This is a genomic window from Novosphingobium resinovorum, from assembly GCF_027922145.1.
GTDB classification, from domain to species: Bacteria; Pseudomonadota; Alphaproteobacteria; order Sphingomonadales; family Sphingomonadaceae; genus Novosphingobium; species Novosphingobium resinovorum.
The window spans coordinates 269,614-289,388 of sequence record NZ_BSFC01000019.1 but is presented as its reverse complement, the minus strand read 5'-3'; the positions used below and the strand labels follow the sequence as shown (position 1 = coordinate 289,388).

Below are 19,775 nucleotides of genomic sequence, written 5' to 3'. Positions count from 1 at the left end.
CTCAAACTTCCTCGACGAGCTGGGTCAGCGCCACCTGGGCGAGCGCCCCGCGCACGGCCGCATTAACCTGCGGCCAGTGGCCTTTTACGTTGCAACAGGATTCCAGCGTGCAATCGCTTTTCGCGCGATCGATGCAGGCGGTGAGGGCGATCGGCCCTTCCACCGCCTCGACGATGTCCGCCAGCGAGATCGTGGCGGGAGGCCGTGCGAGTCGCAGACCCCCACCGACACCGCGCGACGAACGCATCAGTCCGGCTGCGGAGAGCTTACTCACCAGCTTCTGGACGGTAGGAGCAGGCAGGCCGGTTTCTTCCGCCAGCTGGGCGGCCGAAATGCGCGCACGCTTGCCGCCCGCCTGCTCGATGAGCGAGCAGGTGCCGCAATGCCGCGCCGCAGCGGACATTATGACGACGGCATAGTCTGTCATACTCGACAGGCGCATGAACGGGCTTTCCGGTTCCTGTGTTTAAATCGGATCAATTCTTTCCGATTTGCACCTAGTGCAGCGCGCGGCGGGTTTCAATGGCCGTTTCGCACCTGCGAGCGGTTCGCACGGTTGATCGCTGCCGCGCCATAGCTCGTCGCAAAAGATACGCAAGCCATGGAAAAAGGCTTGCTTAACGGTCGATCTGTGGGAGCTTGCCGTCAAGAAGCGCGAAAAAAGGCGGTTCCCGATCGAAATCGGAAACCGCCTTAAGTTATAAAGAACTCGAGCGCATCCCGCTACGAGCCCTTCGGGTCGCAGGACTCGTGTATGCTCCGGATGGGGCGATTTATTGTATAAACGCGACACGTTCGCAGGTCCGGATGGCTCGGGATGGCCTCTAACGGGCTTTTTCATCTCGCACCGCAGCAGAAGAAGCGTTTGAGCAACACTGCCGGGGGCGTTATGCGGCGCTCGTGCTCTATTCTCTCATCCGACCCGCCCTTTTCCGAATCGAGGCCGAGAAGGCCCATGGTCTTGCGCTCAAGGCCCTGAAGCTATCCGGCCCCGGCAGCGCGCCGCGCACCGATTCGGCTTTGGCCAGCACCGTGGCGGGGATCGCCTTCCCCGGTCCGGTCGGCATGGCTGCCGGGTTCGACAAGGATGGTGAAGTGCCGGACGCGCTGCTCGGCCTGGGCTTCGGGTTTGCGGAAGTCGGTTCGATCACCCCGCTACCGCAGGCCGGCAACCCGCAGCCGCGCCTGTTCCGGCTGGTCGAGGACCGCGCGGTCATCAACCGGATGGGCTTCAACAATGGCGGCGCGCAGGACGCGGTCTACCGGCTGGAGGCGCGTGTGCAGCGTCCGGGCGTCGTCGGCATCAACATCGGCGCGAACAAGGATTCGACCGACCGCGTCAACGATTATGCGATCATGGCGCGGCTGATGGCGCCGCTGGCGGGCTATCTTGCGGTCAATATCTCCAGTCCGAACACGCCGGGTCTGCGCGCTCTGCAGGACGAATCGGCGTTGACCGGGCTGCTCGAGGCGGTGATCGACTCGCGCGACGAGGCTTGCGGCGCAGGCCACCGGCCTCCGGTCTTCCTCAAGGTTGCACCCGATCTCTTGCCTGCCGACGTCGACGCCATCGCGCGAATCGCCATCGACAAGCAGTTGGGCGCGCTGATCGTGTCCAACACCACGATCTCGCGGCCACCGCTGGCCTCGCAGCACAAGGGAGAAACCGGCGGCCTCTCCGGCGCGCCGCTGCGTGATCTGGCGCAGCAGCGCCTGCGCGATTTCCGCAAGGCGACCGGCGGCGCGGTGCCGCTGGTCGGCGTGGGCGGAATCGCCAATGCGGCGGACGCCTGGGCGCGCATCCGGGCGGGGGCGAGCCTCGTCCAGCTTTACAGCGCCATGGTCTACGAAGGGCCGGGCATCGCCAAGGCCATCAACAAGGGCTTGCTCGAACTGATGCGCCGCGATGGCTTCGCATCGATTGCAGAGGCGGTTGGAACCGAATAAGCCTTTCTGCAATGTCCGGAAAGCTGATCCTGGGGCTGACTGCCTCGCTCGCCCTCTCTGGTTGTGCCGCGACGACGGCGACCATCCCTTCGCAACCCACTGCGAGCAGCCCTGCCGTAACCGGACCTGCCGTTTTCGACGCCGGTATGGTCAGCGCTGCCGATCCTCGTGCGGCGGAGGCGGGGGCCTCGATTCTCCGCCGCGGCGGCAGCGCCACCGACGCGGCGATCGCGACGATGCTGGCGCTAACCGTGGTCGAGCCGCAAAGCTCGGGCATCGGCGGCGGCGGCTTCCTGATGCTCGGCAACGAGAAAGGCGAGGTCGAATCGTGGGACGGGCGCGAGACTGCGCCGAAGACTGCGACGCCCGCGCGCTTCCTCGATGCCTCGGGCCAGCCGCTGCCGTTCCGCACCGCTGTCATTGGCGGACGCAGCGTCGGCGTGCCGGGTAACCTCGCGCTTGCCGCCAAGATTCACGCCGAGCACGGGCGCTTGCCGTGGGCGGAGCTGTTCCAGCCCGCGATCGACCTTGCGCGCGAGGGCTTCATGCTCTCGCCGCGTGGGTTCCAGTCGCTCTCGCGGCAGCCCGACACCGGCGCCCATGATGCGCAGGCGCGAGGCATCTACTACGGCGCGGATGGCAAGCCGCTTCCCGTCGGCACGACGATCCGCAACCCGGCGCTGGCGAGCACGCTGGAAATGCTCGCAGCCAAGGGGCCGGAAGGGTTCTACAAAGGGGACCTCGCGCGGGAGATCGCCGCCAAGGTCGCGGCCGAAACCCCTGCGGACGGCAGGATGACCGAGGCGGACATCGCCGCTTTCGCGGCGAAGGAGCGGCCGAGCACCTGCGCGAAGTACCGGGTCTACAAGATCTGCAGCATGGGGCCGCCGTCTTCGGGCGCGACCACGGTGCTGGCGACACTGATCCAGTTGGAGGGCTTCGACCTCGGCAAGCTCGGGCCGGACTCGCCGGTCGCCTGGCACCTCATCGCCGAATCCGAGCGGCTGGCTTATGCCGATCGCGACCTGTTCCTTGCCGATCCCGATTTCGTGAAGGTGCCGGTCGCGGCGCTGATCGATCCGGCTTACCTCAAGCGGCGCGGGGCGCTGATCTCCGCCGATCGGACGATGCCGACCGTGAGCGCCGGGTTGCCGGCGCCGAAGCTGGCTCTCGGCAAGCATTATGCCGAACACGGCACCTCGCACTTCGTCGTCGTCGACAGGCAGGGCGACGTCGTCTCGTGGACTTCGACGATCGAAAGCGCTTTCGGTTCGGGCATCATGGTTGGCGGGTTCTACCTGAACAACGAACTGACCGATTTCAGCTTCGCGCCCGAAAAGGACGGCGCGGTCGTCGCCAACCGGGTCGAGGGCGGCAAGCGTCCGCGCAGTTCGATGGCGCCCACCATCGTCTATGGCCCAGACGGCAAGCTGCTTTTCGTCGTCGGCGCCGCAGGCGGGGCGACGATCCCGGTACAGGTCATCCGCGCGCTGGTCGGCGTGCTCGACTGGAAGCTGCCGGTGGACAAGGCACTGGCGTTGCCCGTGCTTTTCGCGCCGACCGATACGATCAACGTCGAGAAGGGCTCGCCGCTGGAGGCGATGATACCGGCGCTGCAGGCGCTCGGCCATACATCGGTCCGGGCGATGGAGATGCCGCTCAAGACCAACGGGGTGCTGGTGGTGGACGGCAAGCTGATGGGATCGGGCGATCCGCGCACCGAAGGTGTCGCCGTTTCGCAGTAAGCTTGTGGCAACCCGCCAGCCCACCTAGACGTTCGCCTACGATAGAAGATTTGAGGATACACCGGGGGCCGCCATGGACATTGCCGATTTCGATAGCAGCGCCAACGTCGTGTCGCTTTTCCTCGCCCGCGCCGACGCGCTGGGCGAGGCGCCGATGCTTTGGGCCAAGCGTGATGGCCAGTGGCGCTCGATCAGTTGGGCCGATGCGGCGCGCCGGGTATGCCTGATCGCCGCATCGCTGCGCCGCATGGGCCTGCAGGATGGCGAGCGCGTGCTGATCGTCTCGGAAAACCGGCCCGAGTGGTGCCTTGCCGACCTTGCGATCATGGCGGCGGGCTGCGTGACGGTGCCGACTTACACCACCAACACGACGCGCGATCACATCCACATTCTGGAGAATTCCGGCGCCCGAGCGGCGATCGTCTCGACCGCGAAGCTGGGCAAGGCGCTGCTGCCGGCCGTGGTGCAGACCGACATGTGCCGGCAGGTCATCGGCATGGAGCCGCTCGTGCCGATGCAGGGCGGGGCCTATGAAACGCATATCTGGGACGAACTGCTCGAAGGTGATGCCACCTCGGCGCGCGCCGAGGTCGATCGGCGGATCGCGGACATCGGCCGTACCGACCTTGCCTGCATCATCTACACCAGCGGCACCGGCGGCGCGCCGCGCGGGGTGCGCCAGCATCACGGCATGCTGCTGTCCAACGTGGCGGGCGCCGCGCAAATCATCGAGCAGGACTTCGGCTGGGATCGGGGGCCGGACAAGCGCGAGATTTTCCTTTCGTTCCTGCCGCTCAGCCACGCTTACGAGCACACCGGCGGCCAGTGGCTGCCGATCGGGCTGGGCGGGCAGATCTATTATTCGGAAGGCCTCGACAAGCTCGCCGCCAATATCGAGGAAGTGCGCCCGACCGTGATGGTCGTGGTGCCGCGCCTGTTCGAGGTGCTGCGCACCCGCATCATGAAGCAGATCGAGAAGCAGGGCGCCGTCGCCAACCGCCTCATGGACTGGGCGATCGGCGGGGGCATGCGCCGTCTGAACGGCAAGCGCGGGCTGCTCGACTATCCGCTCGATCTGGTGATCGAGCGGACCCTCCGGCCCAAGATCCGCGCCCGCTTCGGCGGGCGAATGAAGGCGCTGGTCTCGGGCGGGGCGCCGCTCAACCCGGAGATCGGCGTCTTCTTCGACGCGATGGGGCTGACGCTGTTGCAGGGCTACGGCCAGACCGAGTCGGGGCCGATCATCAGTTGCAACCGCCCGTCGGCAGGCGTGAAGTTCGACACCGTCGGCCCGCCGATGCGCGGGGTCGAGGTCAGGATCGCCGCGGACGGCGAGATTCTCGTGCGCGGGGAACTCGTGATGTCGGGTTACTGGCAGAACGAGGCGGCGACGGCGAACGTGCTCAAGGACGGCTGGCTCCATACCGGCGACATCGGCCATATCGACGATCGCGGGCGCATTGCCATCACCGACCGCAAGAAGGACATGATCGTCAACGACAAGGGCGACAACGTCTCTCCGCAGAAGGTCGAATCGATGCTGACGCTCCAGCCGGAGATCGCGCAGGCGATGGTCTACGGTGACCGCAAGCCCTACATCGTCGGCCTGATCGTCCCCGACGCCGACTGGGCGCTGCAGTGGGCACGGGATAACGGCGAGACTTTCGATTTCCGCAAGCTGCAGGGGCTTCCGGCATTCCGCACCGCGCTGCGCAATGCGATCGACCGGGTCAACGCCGACCTCTCGGTGATCGAGAAGGTGCGTCAATACGCCTTCGCCGACGAGCCGTTCTCGATCGAGAACGAGGAGATGACCCCGAGTCTCAAGATCCGCCGGCACAAGCTCAAGGAACGGTACGGCACTCGGTTGGACGCGCTTTATCGCGCGTAAGGAAACGGTGGCGCGCTTCCTGCGTTGACGGGGCAAACGTCAATTACAGCGAGTGCGCCATGCGTGCCTTCCCCTGCCCGAACTGCCGCCGCCTGAATCATTTCGAAGTCCGGGTTTGCCCCGGCTGCCAGGCCACCCTTGGCTACGATCCCGAAATCGACGGCTTCCGCTTCCTGGCCGACGGCGCGACTGTCTGGCGCGATGCGCAAGGCGAGGTGGCGGATGTCGTCGTCTGCGCCAACAACAACGACTACCAGATCTGCAACTGGCTGGTGGCGAGCGACGACACCACGCCGATGTGCCGCGCCTGCCGCCACAACCGCACGATCCCGGACTTGTCCGAACCCTCGGTGCCGCCGCGCTGGGGCAGGATCGAGGCGGCCAAGCGGCGGCTGTTCCACACGCTGATGAGGCTGGGCCTCCCGCTGGAAACCAAGGCCGAGGAAGGTCCAGGAACACAGGGCCTCGCCTTCGATTTCCTCTACGATGCGGCGGCGGAGCAGGCGGGCAGTCCGCGAATCTTCACCGGTCACGACGGCGGCGTCATCACGCTCAACCTGATCGAGGCCGACGATGCCGAGCGTGAGCGGATGCGCCATGCGATGGGCGAGCCCTATCGCACCCTGCTCGGCCATTTTCGGCATGAAGTGGGCCACCACTACTGGTCGCGGCTGGTCGAGACCGATCCGGCCGAACTGGAGGCTTTCCGCACGATATTCGGTGATGAGCGGATCGACTATCAACAGGCGCTGCAGGCGCACTACAATGATGATGGGTCGAAAGTGTGGACCGACGCTTTCGTCAGCTTCTACGCGACCTCCCATCCGTGGGAGGATTTTGCAGAGACCTTCGCGCATTACCTGCACATCGTCGATGTTCTGGCGACGGCGGGCGGTTTCGACCTGTCGCTGGCTCCGCTGCCGGGCGACGAGGTCGGGCTGGAAGTGGAGCTGGATTTCAATCCCTACACGGCTGACACCCGTGCGCTGACCGAAGCGATGGGGCCGCTCTCCTTTGCGATGAACGCGATCAACCGCTCGATGGGGCAGCCGGATCTTTACCCCTTCCATCTGTCCGACGCGATCGTCGCCAAGCTGGACTACGTCCACAACCTGGCGGCGAAGGCACGGGCAGGGGGCTCTGTCGTCGAGCCGGTACCGGCTTAAGCGGCTTCCTTCTCGATGAACTCGGGATAGAAGCTCGGCTCGCGGTCGGACCAGCCGGGCGCGGTGGCGGCGGCTTCGCTGATCGAGTGGAGCAGGGTGCGGCGGCGGTCAGGGCGGATCTGCGGCAGTGCTGCGGCTCCGCAGAAGGCCCCCGGGAGCCACGGCCGTGCCCAGCCGCCTAGCAGGCGCTCGTAGAGGAAGCGGAAGGCGGAGAAGCTCGTCAGGCGTTCCTGCGCGAGGTCGAATGCGGCCATCCGCACCAGCTTGCCCATGAAGGCGTCGACGTCGTCGAAGCTGTAGTCGTCCGGCCGCATCGCGCGCAGGGCCTTGAGGTCCTGATAGGCGACGTACTGCTTTCGGATCGAGGCCAGTTCGTCCTCGTCGCGCGCCCAGAGCTTGAAGGCATCCTGGCGGCCGAGGCCGATATCGAGGCTGCGCCGGATATAGCGCTGCTCGCTGGGGGAGAAGCTGGCGAATTCGCGCAGCTCGTTGATCGTCAGACTAGCCGTACCTGTGTGGGCCATCGTGATTGTCCCTGATGTGTCGGGAAGATCCCCGTCACGAGTCGGATTTAACCACGATCATCCTTTCTGGACGGTTTACGATGCAAAGGTTTGTATGCGCAGTTTGCCGTCGGAAACGGGAAAGGTGGGAAGCCCGTCCCGTTTCGGTACGGAGGCACTCAGATGAGGCCGGCGAGGGGGCTCGACGGATCGGCGTAGCGGCGCTGGCCCATGCGACCGGCGAGGTAGGCGTGGCGACCGGCCTCGACTGCCAGCTTCATGGCGCGGGCCATGCGGACAGGCTCCTTCGCCTCGGCGATCGCGGTGTTCATCAGCACGCCATCGCAGCCCAGTTCCATCGCCACGGCGGCTTCCGAAGCGGTGCCGACGCCCGCGTCGACCAGCACCGGCACCTTGGCGCCCTCGACGATGAGGCGCACGGTCACCTTGTTCTGGATTCCGAGGCCCGAGCCGATCGGCGCGCCTAGCGGCATCACCGCGACGGCGCCCGCTTCTTCCAACTGCTTGGCGGCGATCGGATCGTCGACGCAGTAGACCATCGGCAGGAAGCCTTCGTTCGCGAGGATTTCGGTGGCCTTCAGCGTTTCGCGCATGTCGGGGTAAAGCGTGCGGGCCTCGCCCAGCACTTCGAGTTTCACCAGATCCCAGCCGCCGGCCTCGCGCGCCAGGCGCAGAGTGCGGATGGCGTCTTCGGCCGTAAAGCAGCCGGCGGTGTTGGGAAGGTAGGTAATCTTCTTCGGGTCGATGAAGTCGGTCAGCATCGGCGCCTTGGGGTCCGACACGTTGACACGGCGCACCGCGACGGTGACGATTTCCGCGCCCGAGGCTTCCACGGCGGCGGCGTTCTGCGCGAAGTCCTTGTACTTGCCCGTGCCCACGATCAGGCGCGAGGTGAAAGTACGACCGGCAACAGTCCAGGTATCGGCGGGGAAATCGGTCACGAAGCGCGTCCTTTCGGGGAAGCGTGAATCAGGAAAAGCGGGGGCAGGGCGGCCCGATCAGCCGCCGCCGACGAAGTGGACGATCTCCAGCACATCGCCTTCGGACAAGGTCACGTCGGCAAGCGTCGAGCGCGGCGCGATCTCGGCATTGTGCTCGACCGCGACCTTCTTCGGGTCGAGGCCGATCTGCGCGACGAGGTCGGCAATGCTGGAACCGGCGGCAATGCGGCGCGGTTCGCCATTCACGGTAAGCAGGATTTCGGCAGCCATGGCTTGCCGAATAGCGCTCAACAGGCGCCGTGCAAGTTCCGAATGTGCGCGAAGGCGACGAGGCTGACGCCTGCGATCGTCAGCACGGTCTCCTCGATCCCGTGATCGACGAGGAGGGCGATGCCCATCAACGTCAGGCCCGAAGCACCGATCGCCAGCGGCGCGACCCGCCCGTGGCGCAGCACGCCGAAGCCGAGCGAAATGATGCCCACGACCAGAGCCATCGCCAGTCCGATGCGGTGGATACTGGGCGAAAGAAGCGCTTCGCCGCCCAGTCCCAGCACGCCGACAAGCACGACGCCCAGGATGCAATGCACCGCACACAGCCCGCTCAGGATGATTCCGGCACGGTCGAGGCGGTTACGAATCGCAAGAAGGGCAGTACGCATGGGCAGCCATCTATGTAACGTTGTATCATTTCGCAAGGGCCGGACGCAAAATTTTCACGCAGGACTCGTCGAAAACACGTGCCGTCGAACGCCCTCTTGCGCAAATGCCCGCAAAATCGCAGGAATCGCCCGCATGACGGAAGAAGCAGACGCATGAGAGTGAACGACGGTCGCCCGATCATCGGGACAAGTGATGATATCGCCCCGATGGTGCGCTGGCTCCTGAGTGTTGCGGTGCTGGTGGTGCTGATCGTCGCGGTCGGCGGGATCACCCGGCTCACCGAGTCGGGCCTTTCCATCACGCAATGGAAGCCGCTGACCGGCGCCATCCCGCCGCTCACCGACGCTCAGTGGCAGGCCGAGTTCGCTCGCTACAAGCAGATCCCGCAGTATCTCGACGTCAATGGCCCGGCAGGCATGACGCTGGCGCAGTACAAGTTCATCTACTTCTGGGAATGGTTCCACCGTCTTCTGGCGCGCACGATCGGCCTCGTCTTCGCGGTTCCGCTGGCGTGGTTCTGGTACAAGCGCACGATTCCCGGCGGCTACAAGCCGCGCCTGCTGGCGCTGTTGGCGCTGGGCGGCCTGCAGGGCGTCGTCGGCTGGTGGATGGTCTCCTCCGGCCTCAGCGCCGAGGCGCTCGACCGGGTGAGTCACTTTCGCCTCGCCGCGCACTTGCTGGTGGCGCTTTTCACGCTGGGCGGGCTCGTCTGGACCGCGCTGGACCTCAAGGCGATGGAGCGGGGAGAGCAGCGCGCGCGGCTGACCCGCTTCGGCGCCCTGGCGCTGGGCATGCTGGCGCTGCAACTGTTCATGGGCGCGATGGTGGCGGGCCTGCGTGCCGGTTACATCGCCGGCGCCGGCTGGTGGAGTTGGGACGCCTGGCCGCTGATGCAGGGCAGCTTCTTCCCCGAAGGCGTCGATTGGGCGCGCGGGTTCTTCTCCTCGCTGGTCAACGATCCCTACCTCACGCACTTCATTCACCGCTGGTGGGCCTGGGCCATCGTCGTGGTGCTCGTCGTCATGGGCCGCAGGCTCAAGGCGAAGCACGAGCGGCTAGTCTCGGTCGCGGTGCACTGTGCGTTCGGGACGCAGGTGCTGCTGGGCATCTTCACGGTGTGGTCCGGCGTGACCTTGTGGATCGCCGTGGCGCACCAGCTTTGCGGTGCACTGCTGGTCGCCGCGACGGTGTGGGGCGCGCATGCCCTCGGTCGCCGGGGATGACAGGCGGTGCGCTCGTCTGGTGCCCGTTCCCCGACGAGGACGCGGCGCTGGAGGTGATCGACGCCATGCTCCACGAATCGCTGGCGGCCTGCGCGAACATCGTGCCCGGTATTGTCAGCGTCTTCGTCTGGAACGGCGAACGCGGGACGTCGCGCGAGGTCGGGGTGCTGTTCAAGACCCGGGCGGAACTGCTGGATGCTGCCGTCGCCCGGGTGGCGCAACGGCACCCTTACGAAGCGCCCGCCGTGCTCGGCTGGCGCTGCGATGCCGGAGCGCCGGGAACGCTGGCAGGGCTGGGCGGATTGCCGCTGCCTGCTTGAAGGTATTATTTTACCTCTCTGCAATCCCGCGCATTGCTTGACTTACGCAGCCATTTCGACGATTTGGCCGCCTTCCGCGCTATCAGGGGATTCGCTCCCGTGGCTGGCGCTCGAATTATAGGGAATGACCAGCCATGAAGGCGCTCACGAAGGTCACCCGGTCGATCAAGCCGGCCGAGGTGGAGAAGAAGTGGCATCTGATCGATGCCGAGAATCTGGTTGTAGGCCGTCTGGCCGTGATCATCGCCGACCTGCTGCGCGGCAAGCACAAGCCCAGCTTCACCCCTCACGTTGATTGCGGCGACCACGTCGTCATCATCAACGCGGAGAAGGTGCGCTTCACGGGCAACAAGCTCAAGCAGCAGACCTACTACAAGCACACCGGTTATGCCGGCGGCATCAAGGAAGTCACCGCGGACAAGGTCCTCGCCGGTCGCTTCCCCGAGCGCGTGCTTGAAAAGGCTGTCGAGCGCATGATTCCCCGTGGTCCGCTCGGCCGTGACCAGATGCGCGCCCTGCACGTCTACGCCGGCACCGAGCACCCGCACGGTGGCACCCAGCCCGAAGCGCTCGACGTCGCTTCGATGAACCGCAAGAACAAGGTGGGCGCATAATGTCCGACAACGAAACCGTGCAGAGCCTGTCCGACCTCGCGGACATCGCCGGCAACGTCACCGTCGGTGACGAGACCGTGGCAGCCGCTCCCGTCTCGAACGCTCCGCTGCGCGAGCAGCAGATCGACGCGCAGGGCCGCGCTTACGCCACCGGCCGCCGCAAGGACGCCGTTGCCCGCGTGTGGATCAAGCCCGGCTCGGGCAAGATCATCGTCAACGGCCGTGACCAGGAAGTCTACTTCGCACGTCCGACCCTGCGCCTCGTGATCAACCAGACCTTCCAGGTCGCTGGCCGCGAAGAGCAGTACGACGTCATCGCCACCGTCAAGGGTGGCGGTCTGTCGGGCCAGGCCGGCGCTGTGAAGCACGGCATCGCCCAGGCTCTCGCCAAGTACGAGCCGGCCCTGCGCTCGGCCGTCAAGGCAGCCGGCTTCCTCACCCGCGACAGCCGCGTGGTCGAGCGTAAGAAGTACGGCCGCGCCAAGGCACGCCGCAGCTTCCAGTTCTCGAAGCGTTAATCGCTTTCAGAGTTTCGGCTACAAAAAGGGGTCGCGGGAAACCGCGGCCCTTTTTCGTTATGCCCAATGTGGGATGCCGAGCGCAGACAAGGCGCCAAGACTTTGAATTTCCCGACTCGGCGTTGCGTTTTACGGCATCGGTCTGGTACGCATTTCAGCCTGCTCGGCTGGAGTTGACCTGAGATGGAAACAACGGTTCCCTCGGAACTACGCGACTTTCTGGCATCGCTGCCGATGGCGCTGGCTCTGGCATCTATCGAGGGGGATCATCCGCTTCTGTTCGTCAATGAGCGTTTCAGCGAACTGACCGGCTATTCCGGTGACGACGTGATCGGTCGCAACTGCCGCTTCCTGCAGGGCGATACGCGGGATGGGCAAGCCCATGCGAAGTTCCGCGCCTTCCTGCACAACGACGACACCATGTCGGCCAGGGCGCCGATCATCAATTTCCGGCGAGACGGTTCGGCCTTCGTGAACCTGCTCTACCTGACACGGTTGCGGGCGGAATCGGGCGAGACACTATCCTGGGCTCGCAGTTCGATGTGAGCCGAGTGGAGGTCGAGCGCTTGCAGGCGTACGACAGGGATCTGGCACGGGCGCTGACCGGCCTCGGCCCCCTGAGCGTGGGGTGCGGCATTGCCATCGATGATGCGCTTGCGGTCATCGGAGATTCGGTCAGCCTGATGACGCAGGCGCATTTACGGCTGCTCGACCCTTCGTTCAGCCTGAATTGACTGGGTCAGGCGACAAGGCGCCGGTCGTACTCCACCCGAGCTTTCTCCACGTCTTGCATGTTGACGATCGTCCAGCCGTACAGCGCCTTGAACGGAGTCTGCAACGAGCGGCCCAGCGGAGTGATCTCATACTCCACCCCGATGGGGGATGCGGCGATGACCCGTCGCTCGAGCAATCCGTTGCGCTCCAGCCGCCGCAGGCACTGGGTAAGCGCCTTTTGAGTCACGCCCTCCAGATGGCGCTTGATGCCGTTGAAGCGCATCGGTCCGGCATCGAGGACCGTCAGCACCATCATCGACCACTTGTCGGCGATCTGGTCGAACAGCAGGCGGCTCGGGCAATCGACGGAGAAATGCTCGCATTCCGGCATCAAGGTATCCCTGGATATACTTGCGCACCATAAGGTGCCTCATTGACGTCAGGTATCCAATATATACCTAAACGGCTCCCCCAGCAAACCGGAGTTCCTCCGCAATGACCGCAAGTGCCACCGACGTTCTGTTCAAGCCGTTCCGCATCGGCTCGCTGGACCTTCCCAACCGCATCGTCATGGCGCCGATGACCCGGGCCTTCGCCGCCGAGGGCATCCCCGGCGAGGCGCAGGCCGCTTATTACCGCCGCCGGGCCGAAGGTGGTGTCGGCCTGATCCTGTCCGAAGGCACGGTGATCGACCGCCCTGCCTCTCGCAACGATCCGGGGATCCCCTTCTTCCATGGTGAGCCTGCCCTGGGCGGCTGGAAGCAGGTAATCGATGCGGTGCACGGAGCAGGCGGCCGCATGGGGCCGCAATTGTGGCACACCGGCGCGACCAAGAGCTTCATGACCGAGTGGGTGCCCGATGCGCCCGTCGAGAGCCCGTCGGGCTACGATGCGCCCGATGTCCCGCGCGGCAAGGCGATGAGCGAGGAAGCCATCGCCGACAGCGTGGCCGCGTTCGCTCGTGCTGCGGCCGATGCAAAGCGGCTTGGCTTCGACGTGGTCGAACTGCACGGTGCGCATGGCTACCTCATCGACCAGTTCTTCTGGTCGGGCAGCAACCTGCGCACCGACCGCTACGGCGGCGCGACCATTCGCGAGCGTTCGCGCTTCGCGGCCGAAGTCGTGGCGGCGGTGCGCGAGGCGGTAGGGCCGGGCTATCCCCTGATCCTGCGCTTGAGCCAGTGGAAGCAGCAGGACTATGCCGCGCGCCTTGCCGAGACTCCGGACCTCATGGCGGACTGGCTACAGCCTCTGGTCGAGGCGGGCGTGGACGTCCTGCACTGTTCGCAGCGCCGTTTCTGGGAGCCCGAGTTCCCGGAGATCGACGGCGAGAACGGGTTGAACTTCGCCGGCTGGGCCAAGAAGCTCACCGGTGCCACCACCATCAGCGTCGGGTCAGTGGGACTTTCCGGCGATTTCATGGCTGCGTTCGGTGGCGAGGGCTCGTCGAGCGTCGGCCTCGATCGACTCGTGGAACGCATGGAACGCGATGAGTTCGACCTGATCGCCGTTGGCCGCGCGCTCATCACCGATCCCGACTGGGTCTCCAAGGTGCGTGATGGAAATGCGGGCGAATTGAAGGGCTTCGAGGCAGCGGCGCTTGCCGAACTCGTCTGACGTCCGAAGAGAACAAATGTGGAACACATAGGATTTTTCCTATAGGGTGCTCGGCGGCGGCGCTTCTGCCGTCGATCCCTTGGAGGAAAAGCCAGTGTCGTTTGCTGACTTGTGCCTCTTCCTTGGGGCCTTGTTCGCCTTTGCCACCCTCATCCTGAAGGTGGTGGAGGTTAAGGGCCGGAAGTAGGCGACGGGTGGGGGATGCGTTGCAGCGTGTCCCCCAGACGTTGAGCTCTACGCCCTGAAACGACTAAGCCCCCGCCGTTGCAGCGGCGAGGGCTTGATCCACATGGCCACAGGCCAGTGTCGTTTGCGGCGTTAACTCTACGCTTTTCGGGCGATGAGTTCAAGTTGCGCCTGTTGTTGCGCCAAATGCGAGTCCGCCAGGCTATTCGCCTGCCATCCTCAGTACATATGCTGGCCGCCGTTGATGCTCAGCGTCGAACCGGTAACGAACGCCGCGTTCTCCGAGCACAGGAAGGCACAGCCACGTGCGATCTCGTAGGCGCTGCCGAGGCGACCCACCGGAATCTTGGCGACGATCTTCTCCAGCACCGGCGGCGGCACGGCGGCGACCATGTCGGTATCGATATAGCCCGGCGCGATCGCATTGACGGTCACTCCGTACTTGGCACCTTCCTGCGCCAGCGCCTTGGTGAACCCGTGGATACCGCTCTTTGCAGCGGCATAGTTCACCTGGCCGTACTGGCCGGCCTGTCCGTTGATCGAACCGATGTTGACGATGCGGCCCCAGCCACGCTCGCGCATGCCCGAGAAGGTCGCCTTGGCGGTGTTGAAGCAGCCGCCGAGGTTGACGCGCATGACGTCGTTCCAGTCGTCGAAGCTCATCTTGTGGAGCACGCCGTCGCGGGTGATCCCTGCGTTGTTGATCACGATGTCGATCGGACCGATTTCAGACGCGATGCGCGCGCAGCTGTCCTGCGTCGCCTCGAAGTCACCCACGTCCCACTTGTAGGAGGGGATGCCGGTGCGCTCCGTGAAGGCGGCTGCCTTTTCTTCGTTGCCTGCGTAATTCGCGACGACGGTGTGACCGCGTTCCTTCAGTGCGAGCGAAACAGCTTCGCCAATACCCCGGGTTCCGCCGGTTACAATTGCAACGCGCGCCATATGCTTAGCCTTTCGTTGTGAGCATCCACCGACGACAAGGCTATGGAAGGATTATGACGGCCGCAAGGCCGACTATTGACCTAAACGCACCAATATTGATTGCAGATTTTGCAAGCAATATTGCTCGGATCAGAACTTGAACTGGGTGCCCACGTAAACGGCCTGGCTGTCCTGCTTGCCATCGGTCAGCGGGACCAGTCGTTCGCGTTCCTGCGAGTAGCGCACGCCCGCAGTCACATCGAGATTCTCCGTCACGCGATAGGCGCCGCCGAGATCGACCTCGCTGCCATCGACAGCGAAAGTACGTGGGGCACGGCCCGAGGCTTTCTTTTCGTCGAGAGAGATGCGGGGGCTGAAGCGTGATTCGTCGTGCTTGGTCGGGCCGGGCGACAGGCTGAATTTCTTGAGGTCAGGCAGTTCCGCCATCGGTCTGTTGGTGGCCTGCGGCACCAGATTCTGGGCGAAGTTCTGGTACCCGCGCGAGACGCCAAGGTTGAAGGCGGTGGGGGCGATACGCAGGCGTGCGGGATCCTGGTTGGCCTGTGCGAGCGGAGCGCGGCCGTGAACTATAATCGCCTGTGCCGCTTCCGGATCGACGCGCACCGCGACAGTCACGGCGCGATCCGAGCGATTGGGCGTGCCTGCGGGTGTAAAAGGGAACAGGTCGCCTTTGGCGAGCGAGCGCATCGCGATCGCCTGCGACAGGTTCTCCTGAGTGGTTTCCGGAGTAAGCGAATCGATCTGCCCGGAAGTTGCCGAGGCGTTGCTCTTGAAGTCCGTCGAGAATGCGAGAACTGCGCTCGGCAGCGCAAGCAGGGTAACGCAGCCTGCCAGAAGCAGGCTTCCCTTCATGCCTCCCCGGGTTGCGCCCTCACGCTCGGTACTCATCGAATGCCCCTGTCCGCTACTTGCCGATCGACCATCACGGAAACGCCGCAAAGGAAGTGCCATGATCGTCGGCGCAGATTAACACGGCCTGAGTGGCGGGGCAAAGGAGGAGCGCGCTCGTTCAGGACGCGCTCATCCAAGCCCTGCTTGGGACGGCGCATCGGAAAGGCGCTCTTGCCGCTGGCCCACTGGCGGTTATAGAGGCGTTTTGACGACAGGCTCGGCGCGCGCCGCGTCTGCAGCCTCTGACACCGGATTTGGGAACGAACATGAAAGCCAGCACCGACAACGGCCTCTTCACCGTGCGCACGCTGACGACCGTGGGCATCTGCGCCGCGGCGGCGCTGGCACTGGCCGGTTGCGGCGGTGGCAGGAAGAAGGAGCAGGCCAAGCTCGCGCCTTCGCAGGTTACCACGATCGGCGTGAACAGCTACTTGTGGCGCGCCAGCCTCGATTCGGTTTCGTTCATGCCGCTGCTCCAGTCGGACAGCGCCGGCGGCGTCATCATCACCGACTGGTACGTGAATCCCAAGACTCCGACCGAGCGCGTGAAGGTGTCGATCGCGATCCTCGACCAGGACCTGCGCGCCGATGCGCTGCGCGTCACCGCCGTGCGCGAAGTGGCGCAGGGCGGTGGCTGGGTCGCCGCGCCGGTACAGGCCGCGACGGTGCAGAAGCTCGAGGACATCATCCTCACCCGTGCCCGCGACCTGCGCCGCGATTCGATCGGCGGTTAAGAATTATCGGGCGGCCCTTGCGGCCGCCCCGTTCATTTGGCGGGCCGGTCCCGCAGGAGTTTAGACAAAGATGACCGAGCGGTTCGATCCCGCACAGGCGGACACGCGCTGGCAGGCTGCGTGGGACGAAGCGCAGAGCTTCCGCGCCGACGACACTTCCACGAAGCCGCGCAGCTACGTGCTGGAGATGTTCCCGTATCCCTCGGGCCGCATCCACATCGGCCACGTCCGCAACTACACGATGGGCGACGTGCTGGCGCGCTACAAGCGGATGAAGGGCTTCGAAGTCCTGCACCCGATGGGCTGGGACGCCTTCGGCATGCCGGCCGAGAACGCGGCGATGGAAAAGGGCGTCCACCCCGGCGGCTGGACGCGCGAGAACATCGCCAACATGAAGGCCCAGCTCAAGCGCCTGGGCTTCGCGCTCGACTGGAGCCGCGAGATCGCGACCTGCGAGCCGGAATATTACGGCCAGGAACAGGCGCTGTTCCTCGACCTGTACGAACACGGCCTGGTCTACCGCAAGGAATCCGCGGTGAACTGGGATCCGGTCGACCAGACCGTGCTGGCGAACGAGCAGGTGATCGACGGGCGCGGCTGGCGCTCGGGCGCACTGGTCGAGAAGCGCAAGCTCTCCCAGTGGTTCCTCAAGATCACCGACTTCGCCGACGAACTGCTCGACGGCCTCTCCACCCTCGACAAGTGGCCCGAGAAGGTCCGTACGATGCAGGAGAACTGGATCGGGAAGTCACAGGGCCTGCAGTTCAGCTTCGACCTTTCGACCGGTGGAAAGGTGGAGGTCTACTCGACCCGCCCGGACACGATCTTCGGCGCAAGCTTCGTTGCCGTTGCCGCCGATCACCCGATCGCGCAAGGCGCGGCCGAAGGGCGACCCGAAGTTCAGGACTTCATCGCGCTGTGCAAGCAGGGCGGCACCACCGCCGCAGAGCTTGAAACGGCCGAGAAGCTGGGCTTCGATACCGGCATCACCGCGAAGCACCCGTTCTCGGGCGCACAGCTGCCGGTCTACATCGCCAACTTCGTGCTGATGGACTACGGCACCGGCGCGGTCATGGCCGTGCCGGGCCACGACCAGCGCGACTTCGAATTCGCGACCAAGTACCAGCTTCCGATCGCGCGCGTCGTCGCGGCGAGCGCCGAGGAGGCTGACAAGCCCTTCGACGGCGAGTCCGAGGCGGGCGACGGCGTTCTGGTGAACTCCGACTTCCTGAACGGCCTGAGCGTCGCGGAGGCCAAGGCCGCCGTCATCGCCCGCGCTGAAGGCGAAGGCTGGGGCGAGGGCAAGACGGTGTGGCGCCTGCGCGACTGGGGCGTTTCGCGCCAGCGCTACTGGGGCACGCCGATCCCGTTCATCCACTGCGAGGTCTGCGGCGTGGTGCCGGTGCCCAAGAAGCACTTGCCCGTCGTGCTGCCCGAGGACGTCGATTTCCAGACGCCGGGCAACCCGCTGGTGCGCCACCCGACCTGGAAGCATGTCGACTGCCCGCAGTGCGGCCACCCGGCCCGCCGCGAGACCGACACGCTCGACACTTTCGTCGATAGCTCGTGGTACTTCCTGCGCTTTGCCAGCCAGCCTGACGACCGCCCGTTCGACCCGGCAAAAATTGCCGAGTGGCTTCCGGTGGAGCAGTACATCGGCGGCATCGAGCATGCGATCCTGCACTTGCTCTACGCCCGCTTCTGGACCCGCGCGCTGGCCCGCATCGGCAAGATCGAGGTCAAGGAACCGTTCGGCAGCCTGTTCACGCAGGGCATGGTCACGCATGAGACGTATAGCGTCTTCGACATTGCCCCTGAGAACACGACTCAGATTGGCGGCTCCCATGAGCATTGGGATAAGCCCGTTGGCCGAGAGTATTTTGTATCGCCAGCCGAGATCGAACGGCGGGACGGCAAGGTATATGAGATAGCGACTGGCCGCCCTGTTATCGTCGGCCGCGTCATCAAGATGTCGAAGTCGAAGAAGAACGTCGTCGATCCCGACGAGATCGTCGCGACGTACGGCGCTGACGCGATCCGCTGGTTCATGCTGTCCGACAGCCCGCCCGAGCGCGACCTGCCGTGGTCCGAAGCGGGCATCGAAGGCTGCGGCCGCTTCGTCCAGCGCTTGTGGCGTCTGTTCGCGCAGTACGATGCGGCGGCCACGGGTGAAGACAAGGCGCTGGACCGCAAGGTTCACCAGACCGTGGATGCTGCGGCGCGCGACATCGAATCGCTCGGCTTCAACAAGACCGTGGCGCGCATCTACGAACTGACCGGCGCGGTCGAGAAGGCCCAGCCCTCCGCCAGCCGTTCCGCCGCGATTCGCACGCTGCTGCTGCTGGTTTCGCCGATGATGCCGCACCTTGCCGAAGAGGCCTGGGCCTCGATCGGAGAGGGCCTGATCGCCGATGCCGCCTGGCCCGAGGTCGATCCGGCGCTGCTGGTGGATGACGAGGTCACCGTGGCCGTTCAGGTCAAGGGCAAGCTGCGCGATACCCTCACCGTCGCCAAGGGCACTTCGAAGGAAGACCTCGAGGCGCTTGCCCTTGCCAGCGAGAAGGTGCAGCGTGCGCTGGATGGTGCGGAAATTCGCAAGGTGATCGTGGTGCCCGACCGACTGGTAAATCTCGTCGCGTGAAGGCTTTAGTCGCCCTCACCGCCGCCATGCTGCTCGCCGGGTGCGGGTTGCAGCCGATGTACGCCGGCGGCGGCAATGCCGCCGTCGCGCAGGGGCTTGCCGCCGTCGAGGTCTCGGCGATCCAGGGCAGGGCAGGCTGGCTGGTGCGTAACGCGCTGGTCGACGAGCTTGGCGTCTCGGGTGCAAAGGGCGTGGCGCCGAAGTATCGGCTGGATGTGCGTCTCGACGACAAGCTGGAAAGCTTCGCGCTGCTCTCCGACGATACCGTCGGCCGCGAGCGCCGTACGTTGCGCGCACGCTATCAGCTTGTGGAGGTGGGCAGCGGCGAAGTCGTGCTCGACCAGACTGCAGGCTCCGATGCGGGAATCGATGTCGTTTCTTCGGACTACGCGACGATCGCCGCCGAGCAGACGGCCTTGGAGAACATGTCCAAGGATATCGCCACGCGCATCGTCACCAACATCGCGCTGCGTCTGCGCGGTGAAACTGCCCAGTAAAGGG

22 protein-coding genes are annotated in these 19,775 nt (G+C 65.1%); 14 read left to right on the top strand and 8 right to left on the bottom strand.

Features of this window, described 5'->3' with window-relative positions; all coding sequences use genetic code 11:
* Position 1: 1 nt before the first annotated feature.
* Positions 2-442 carry an SUF system Fe-S cluster assembly regulator gene (locus PKE80_RS11315; RefSeq protein ID WP_008829384.1) on the bottom strand — a complete coding sequence of 147 codons (441 nt, stop codon included), beginning with the start codon at positions 440-442 and terminating at the stop codon, positions 2-4.
* Between the two features lie 458 nt (positions 443-900).
* Between PKE80_RS11315 and PKE80_RS11310 the strand changes: the two genes are divergently transcribed.
* The 4 genes from PKE80_RS11310 to PKE80_RS11295 all read left to right on the top strand — a co-directional run bounded on the left by PKE80_RS11310 (position 901) and on the right by PKE80_RS11295 (position 6,749).
* A complete protein-coding gene (locus tag PKE80_RS11310) occupies positions 901-1,947 on the top strand; it encodes a quinone-dependent dihydroorotate dehydrogenase (protein ID WP_271182554.1) in 1,047 nt (348 codons plus the stop codon).
* 11 nt (positions 1,948-1,958) lie between these two features.
* Positions 1,959-3,692 (top strand): gamma-glutamyltransferase, encoded by a 1,734-nt coding sequence (gene ggt / locus PKE80_RS11305; protein WP_271182553.1) that lies wholly within the window; start codon positions 1,959-1,961, stop codon positions 3,690-3,692.
* A 73-nt stretch (positions 3,693-3,765) separates the two neighbouring features.
* Entirely contained in the window at positions 3,766-5,583 is a 1,818-nt protein-coding gene (locus PKE80_RS11300) for an AMP-dependent synthetase/ligase (protein WP_271182552.1), read from the top strand.
* Positions 5,584-5,642: 59 nt separating this feature from the next.
* Entirely contained in the window at positions 5,643-6,749 is a 1,107-nt protein-coding gene (locus tag PKE80_RS11295) for a zinc-binding metallopeptidase family protein (protein ID WP_271182551.1), read from the top strand.
* On the opposite strand, the gene PKE80_RS11290 is transcribed toward PKE80_RS11295, so the two are convergent.
* The 4 genes from PKE80_RS11290 to PKE80_RS11280 all read right to left on the bottom strand — a co-directional run bounded on the left by PKE80_RS11290 (position 6,746) and on the right by PKE80_RS11280 (position 8,873).
* Positions 6,746-7,273 (bottom strand): hypothetical protein, encoded by a 528-nt coding sequence (locus tag PKE80_RS11290; protein WP_008829389.1) that lies wholly within the window; start codon positions 7,271-7,273, stop codon positions 6,746-6,748. The two genes, PKE80_RS11295 and PKE80_RS11290, sit on opposite strands and share 4 nt — an antisense overlap.
* Before the next feature lie 158 nt (positions 7,274-7,431).
* Complete coding sequence (locus PKE80_RS11285) at positions 7,432-8,214, bottom strand: bifunctional sulfur carrier protein/thiazole synthase protein (RefSeq protein WP_309298985.1); 783 nt, start codon at positions 8,212-8,214, stop codon at positions 7,432-7,434.
* Positions 8,215-8,271: 57 nt separating this feature from the next.
* Positions 8,272-8,484, bottom strand: coding sequence for a sulfur carrier protein ThiS (gene thiS, locus PKE80_RS25255; RefSeq protein WP_008831265.1), 213 nt, complete (start codon positions 8,482-8,484; stop codon positions 8,272-8,274).
* A 17-nt stretch (positions 8,485-8,501) separates the two neighbouring features.
* A complete protein-coding gene (locus PKE80_RS11280; RefSeq protein WP_008831264.1) occupies positions 8,502-8,873 on the bottom strand; it encodes a MerC domain-containing protein in 372 nt (123 codons plus the stop codon).
* 153 nt (positions 8,874-9,026) lie between these two features.
* Between PKE80_RS11280 and PKE80_RS11275 the strand changes: the two genes are divergently transcribed.
* From PKE80_RS11275 to PKE80_RS11250, 6 genes are all read left to right on the top strand, one after another.
* Positions 9,027-10,097 (top strand): COX15/CtaA family protein, encoded by a 1,071-nt coding sequence (locus tag PKE80_RS11275; RefSeq protein ID WP_271182550.1) that lies wholly within the window; start codon positions 9,027-9,029, stop codon positions 10,095-10,097.
* Positions 10,094-10,417 carry a divalent-cation tolerance protein CutA gene (gene cutA, locus PKE80_RS11270; RefSeq protein ID WP_271182549.1) on the top strand — a complete coding sequence of 108 codons (324 nt, stop codon included), beginning with the start codon at positions 10,094-10,096 and terminating at the stop codon, positions 10,415-10,417. Before PKE80_RS11275 ends, cutA begins: the two co-directional genes overlap by 4 nt.
* Positions 10,418-10,551: 134 nt before the next feature.
* Positions 10,552-11,031: a 50S ribosomal protein L13 gene (rplM, locus tag PKE80_RS11265; RefSeq protein ID WP_008831262.1), complete on the top strand. Its 480-nt coding sequence runs from the start codon at positions 10,552-10,554 to the stop codon at positions 11,029-11,031.
* A complete protein-coding gene (gene rpsI / locus PKE80_RS11260) occupies positions 11,031-11,549 on the top strand; it encodes a 30S ribosomal protein S9 (RefSeq protein WP_008831261.1) in 519 nt (172 codons plus the stop codon). Before rplM ends, rpsI begins: the two co-directional genes overlap by 1 nt.
* Before the next feature lie 183 nt (positions 11,550-11,732).
* Positions 11,733-12,095, top strand: a complete 363-nt coding sequence (locus tag PKE80_RS11255; protein WP_271182548.1) for a PAS domain-containing protein — start codon at positions 11,733-11,735, stop codon at positions 12,093-12,095.
* A gap of 5 nt (positions 12,096-12,100) precedes the next feature.
* Positions 12,101-12,283, top strand: a complete 183-nt coding sequence (locus PKE80_RS11250; RefSeq protein WP_271182547.1) for a hypothetical protein — start codon at positions 12,101-12,103, stop codon at positions 12,281-12,283.
* A gap of 5 nt (positions 12,284-12,288) precedes the next feature.
* Here PKE80_RS11250 and PKE80_RS11245 read toward each other — a convergent pair whose 3' ends face one another.
* Positions 12,289-12,654 carry a winged helix-turn-helix transcriptional regulator gene (locus PKE80_RS11245; protein WP_271182546.1) on the bottom strand — a complete coding sequence of 122 codons (366 nt, stop codon included), beginning with the start codon at positions 12,652-12,654 and terminating at the stop codon, positions 12,289-12,291.
* A gap of 104 nt (positions 12,655-12,758) precedes the next feature.
* Between PKE80_RS11245 and PKE80_RS11240 the strand changes: the two genes are divergently transcribed.
* Positions 12,759-13,880: an NADH:flavin oxidoreductase gene (locus tag PKE80_RS11240; RefSeq protein WP_271182545.1), complete on the top strand. Its 1,122-nt coding sequence runs from the start codon at positions 12,759-12,761 to the stop codon at positions 13,878-13,880.
* Between the two features lie 405 nt (positions 13,881-14,285).
* Here the strand turns inward: PKE80_RS11240 and phbB are convergent, their stop codons facing one another.
* Together phbB and PKE80_RS11230 are read right to left on the bottom strand one after the other, a co-directional pair.
* Complete coding sequence (phbB, locus tag PKE80_RS11235) at positions 14,286-15,008, bottom strand: acetoacetyl-CoA reductase (protein WP_008831527.1); 723 nt, start codon at positions 15,006-15,008, stop codon at positions 14,286-14,288.
* 129 nt (positions 15,009-15,137) lie between these two features.
* On the bottom strand, positions 15,138-15,896 hold the full coding sequence (locus PKE80_RS11230; protein WP_271182544.1) for a hypothetical protein: 759 nt from the start codon (positions 15,894-15,896) through the stop codon (positions 15,138-15,140).
* Between the two features lie 269 nt (positions 15,897-16,165).
* Between PKE80_RS11230 and PKE80_RS11225 the strand changes: the two genes are divergently transcribed.
* The 3 genes from PKE80_RS11225 to lptE all read left to right on the top strand — a co-directional run bounded on the left by PKE80_RS11225 (position 16,166) and on the right by lptE (position 19,771).
* Positions 16,166-16,633, top strand: coding sequence for a DUF3576 domain-containing protein (locus tag PKE80_RS11225; RefSeq protein WP_008831529.1), 468 nt, complete (start codon positions 16,166-16,168; stop codon positions 16,631-16,633).
* 70 nt (positions 16,634-16,703) lie between these two features.
* Positions 16,704-19,274 carry a leucine--tRNA ligase gene (gene leuS, locus PKE80_RS11220; protein ID WP_271182543.1) on the top strand — a complete coding sequence of 857 codons (2,571 nt, stop codon included), beginning with the start codon at positions 16,704-16,706 and terminating at the stop codon, positions 19,272-19,274.
* Positions 19,271-19,771 carry an LPS assembly lipoprotein LptE gene (gene lptE / locus PKE80_RS11215; RefSeq protein ID WP_271182542.1) on the top strand — a complete coding sequence of 167 codons (501 nt, stop codon included), beginning with the start codon at positions 19,271-19,273 and terminating at the stop codon, positions 19,769-19,771. The genes leuS and lptE overlap by 4 nt, the downstream gene beginning before the upstream one ends.
* Positions 19,772-19,775: the final 4 nt, after the last annotated feature.

Excerpts from the sequence above, each read along its gene's own strand:
- PKE80_RS11315 (WP_008829384.1), bottom strand. The coding sequence starts at position 442 with ATGCGCCTGTCGAGTATGACAGACTATGCCGTCGTCATAATGTCCGCT.
- ggt (WP_271182553.1), top strand. The coding sequence starts at position 1,959 with ATGTCCGGAAAGCTGATCCTGGGGCTGACTGCCTCGCTCGCCCTCTCT.
- PKE80_RS11300 (WP_271182552.1), top strand. The coding sequence starts at position 3,766 with ATGGACATTGCCGATTTCGATAGCAGCGCCAACGTCGTGTCGCTTTTC.
- PKE80_RS11295 (WP_271182551.1), top strand. The coding sequence starts at position 5,643 with ATGCGTGCCTTCCCCTGCCCGAACTGCCGCCGCCTGAATCATTTCGAA.
- PKE80_RS11290 (WP_008829389.1), bottom strand. The coding sequence starts at position 7,273 with ATGGCCCACACAGGTACGGCTAGTCTGACGATCAACGAGCTGCGCGAA.
- thiS (WP_008831265.1), bottom strand. The coding sequence starts at position 8,484 with ATGGCTGCCGAAATCCTGCTTACCGTGAATGGCGAACCGCGCCGCATT.
- PKE80_RS11280 (WP_008831264.1), bottom strand. The coding sequence starts at position 8,873 with ATGCGTACTGCCCTTCTTGCGATTCGTAACCGCCTCGACCGTGCCGGA.
- PKE80_RS11275 (WP_271182550.1), top strand. The coding sequence starts at position 9,027 with ATGAGAGTGAACGACGGTCGCCCGATCATCGGGACAAGTGATGATATC.
- cutA (WP_271182549.1), top strand. The coding sequence starts at position 10,094 with ATGACAGGCGGTGCGCTCGTCTGGTGCCCGTTCCCCGACGAGGACGCG.
- rplM (WP_008831262.1), top strand. The coding sequence starts at position 10,552 with ATGAAGGCGCTCACGAAGGTCACCCGGTCGATCAAGCCGGCCGAGGTG.
- rpsI (WP_008831261.1), top strand. The coding sequence starts at position 11,031 with ATGTCCGACAACGAAACCGTGCAGAGCCTGTCCGACCTCGCGGACATC.
- PKE80_RS11255 (WP_271182548.1), top strand. The coding sequence starts at position 11,733 with ATGGAAACAACGGTTCCCTCGGAACTACGCGACTTTCTGGCATCGCTG.
- PKE80_RS11245 (WP_271182546.1), bottom strand. The coding sequence starts at position 12,654 with ATGCCGGAATGCGAGCATTTCTCCGTCGATTGCCCGAGCCGCCTGCTG.
- PKE80_RS11240 (WP_271182545.1), top strand. The coding sequence starts at position 12,759 with ATGACCGCAAGTGCCACCGACGTTCTGTTCAAGCCGTTCCGCATCGGC.
- phbB (WP_008831527.1), bottom strand. The coding sequence starts at position 15,008 with ATGGCGCGCGTTGCAATTGTAACCGGCGGAACCCGGGGTATTGGCGAA.
- PKE80_RS11230 (WP_271182544.1), bottom strand. The coding sequence starts at position 15,896 with ATGAGTACCGAGCGTGAGGGCGCAACCCGGGGAGGCATGAAGGGAAGC.
- PKE80_RS11225 (WP_008831529.1), top strand. The coding sequence starts at position 16,166 with ATGAAAGCCAGCACCGACAACGGCCTCTTCACCGTGCGCACGCTGACG.
- leuS (WP_271182543.1), top strand. The coding sequence starts at position 16,704 with ATGACCGAGCGGTTCGATCCCGCACAGGCGGACACGCGCTGGCAGGCT.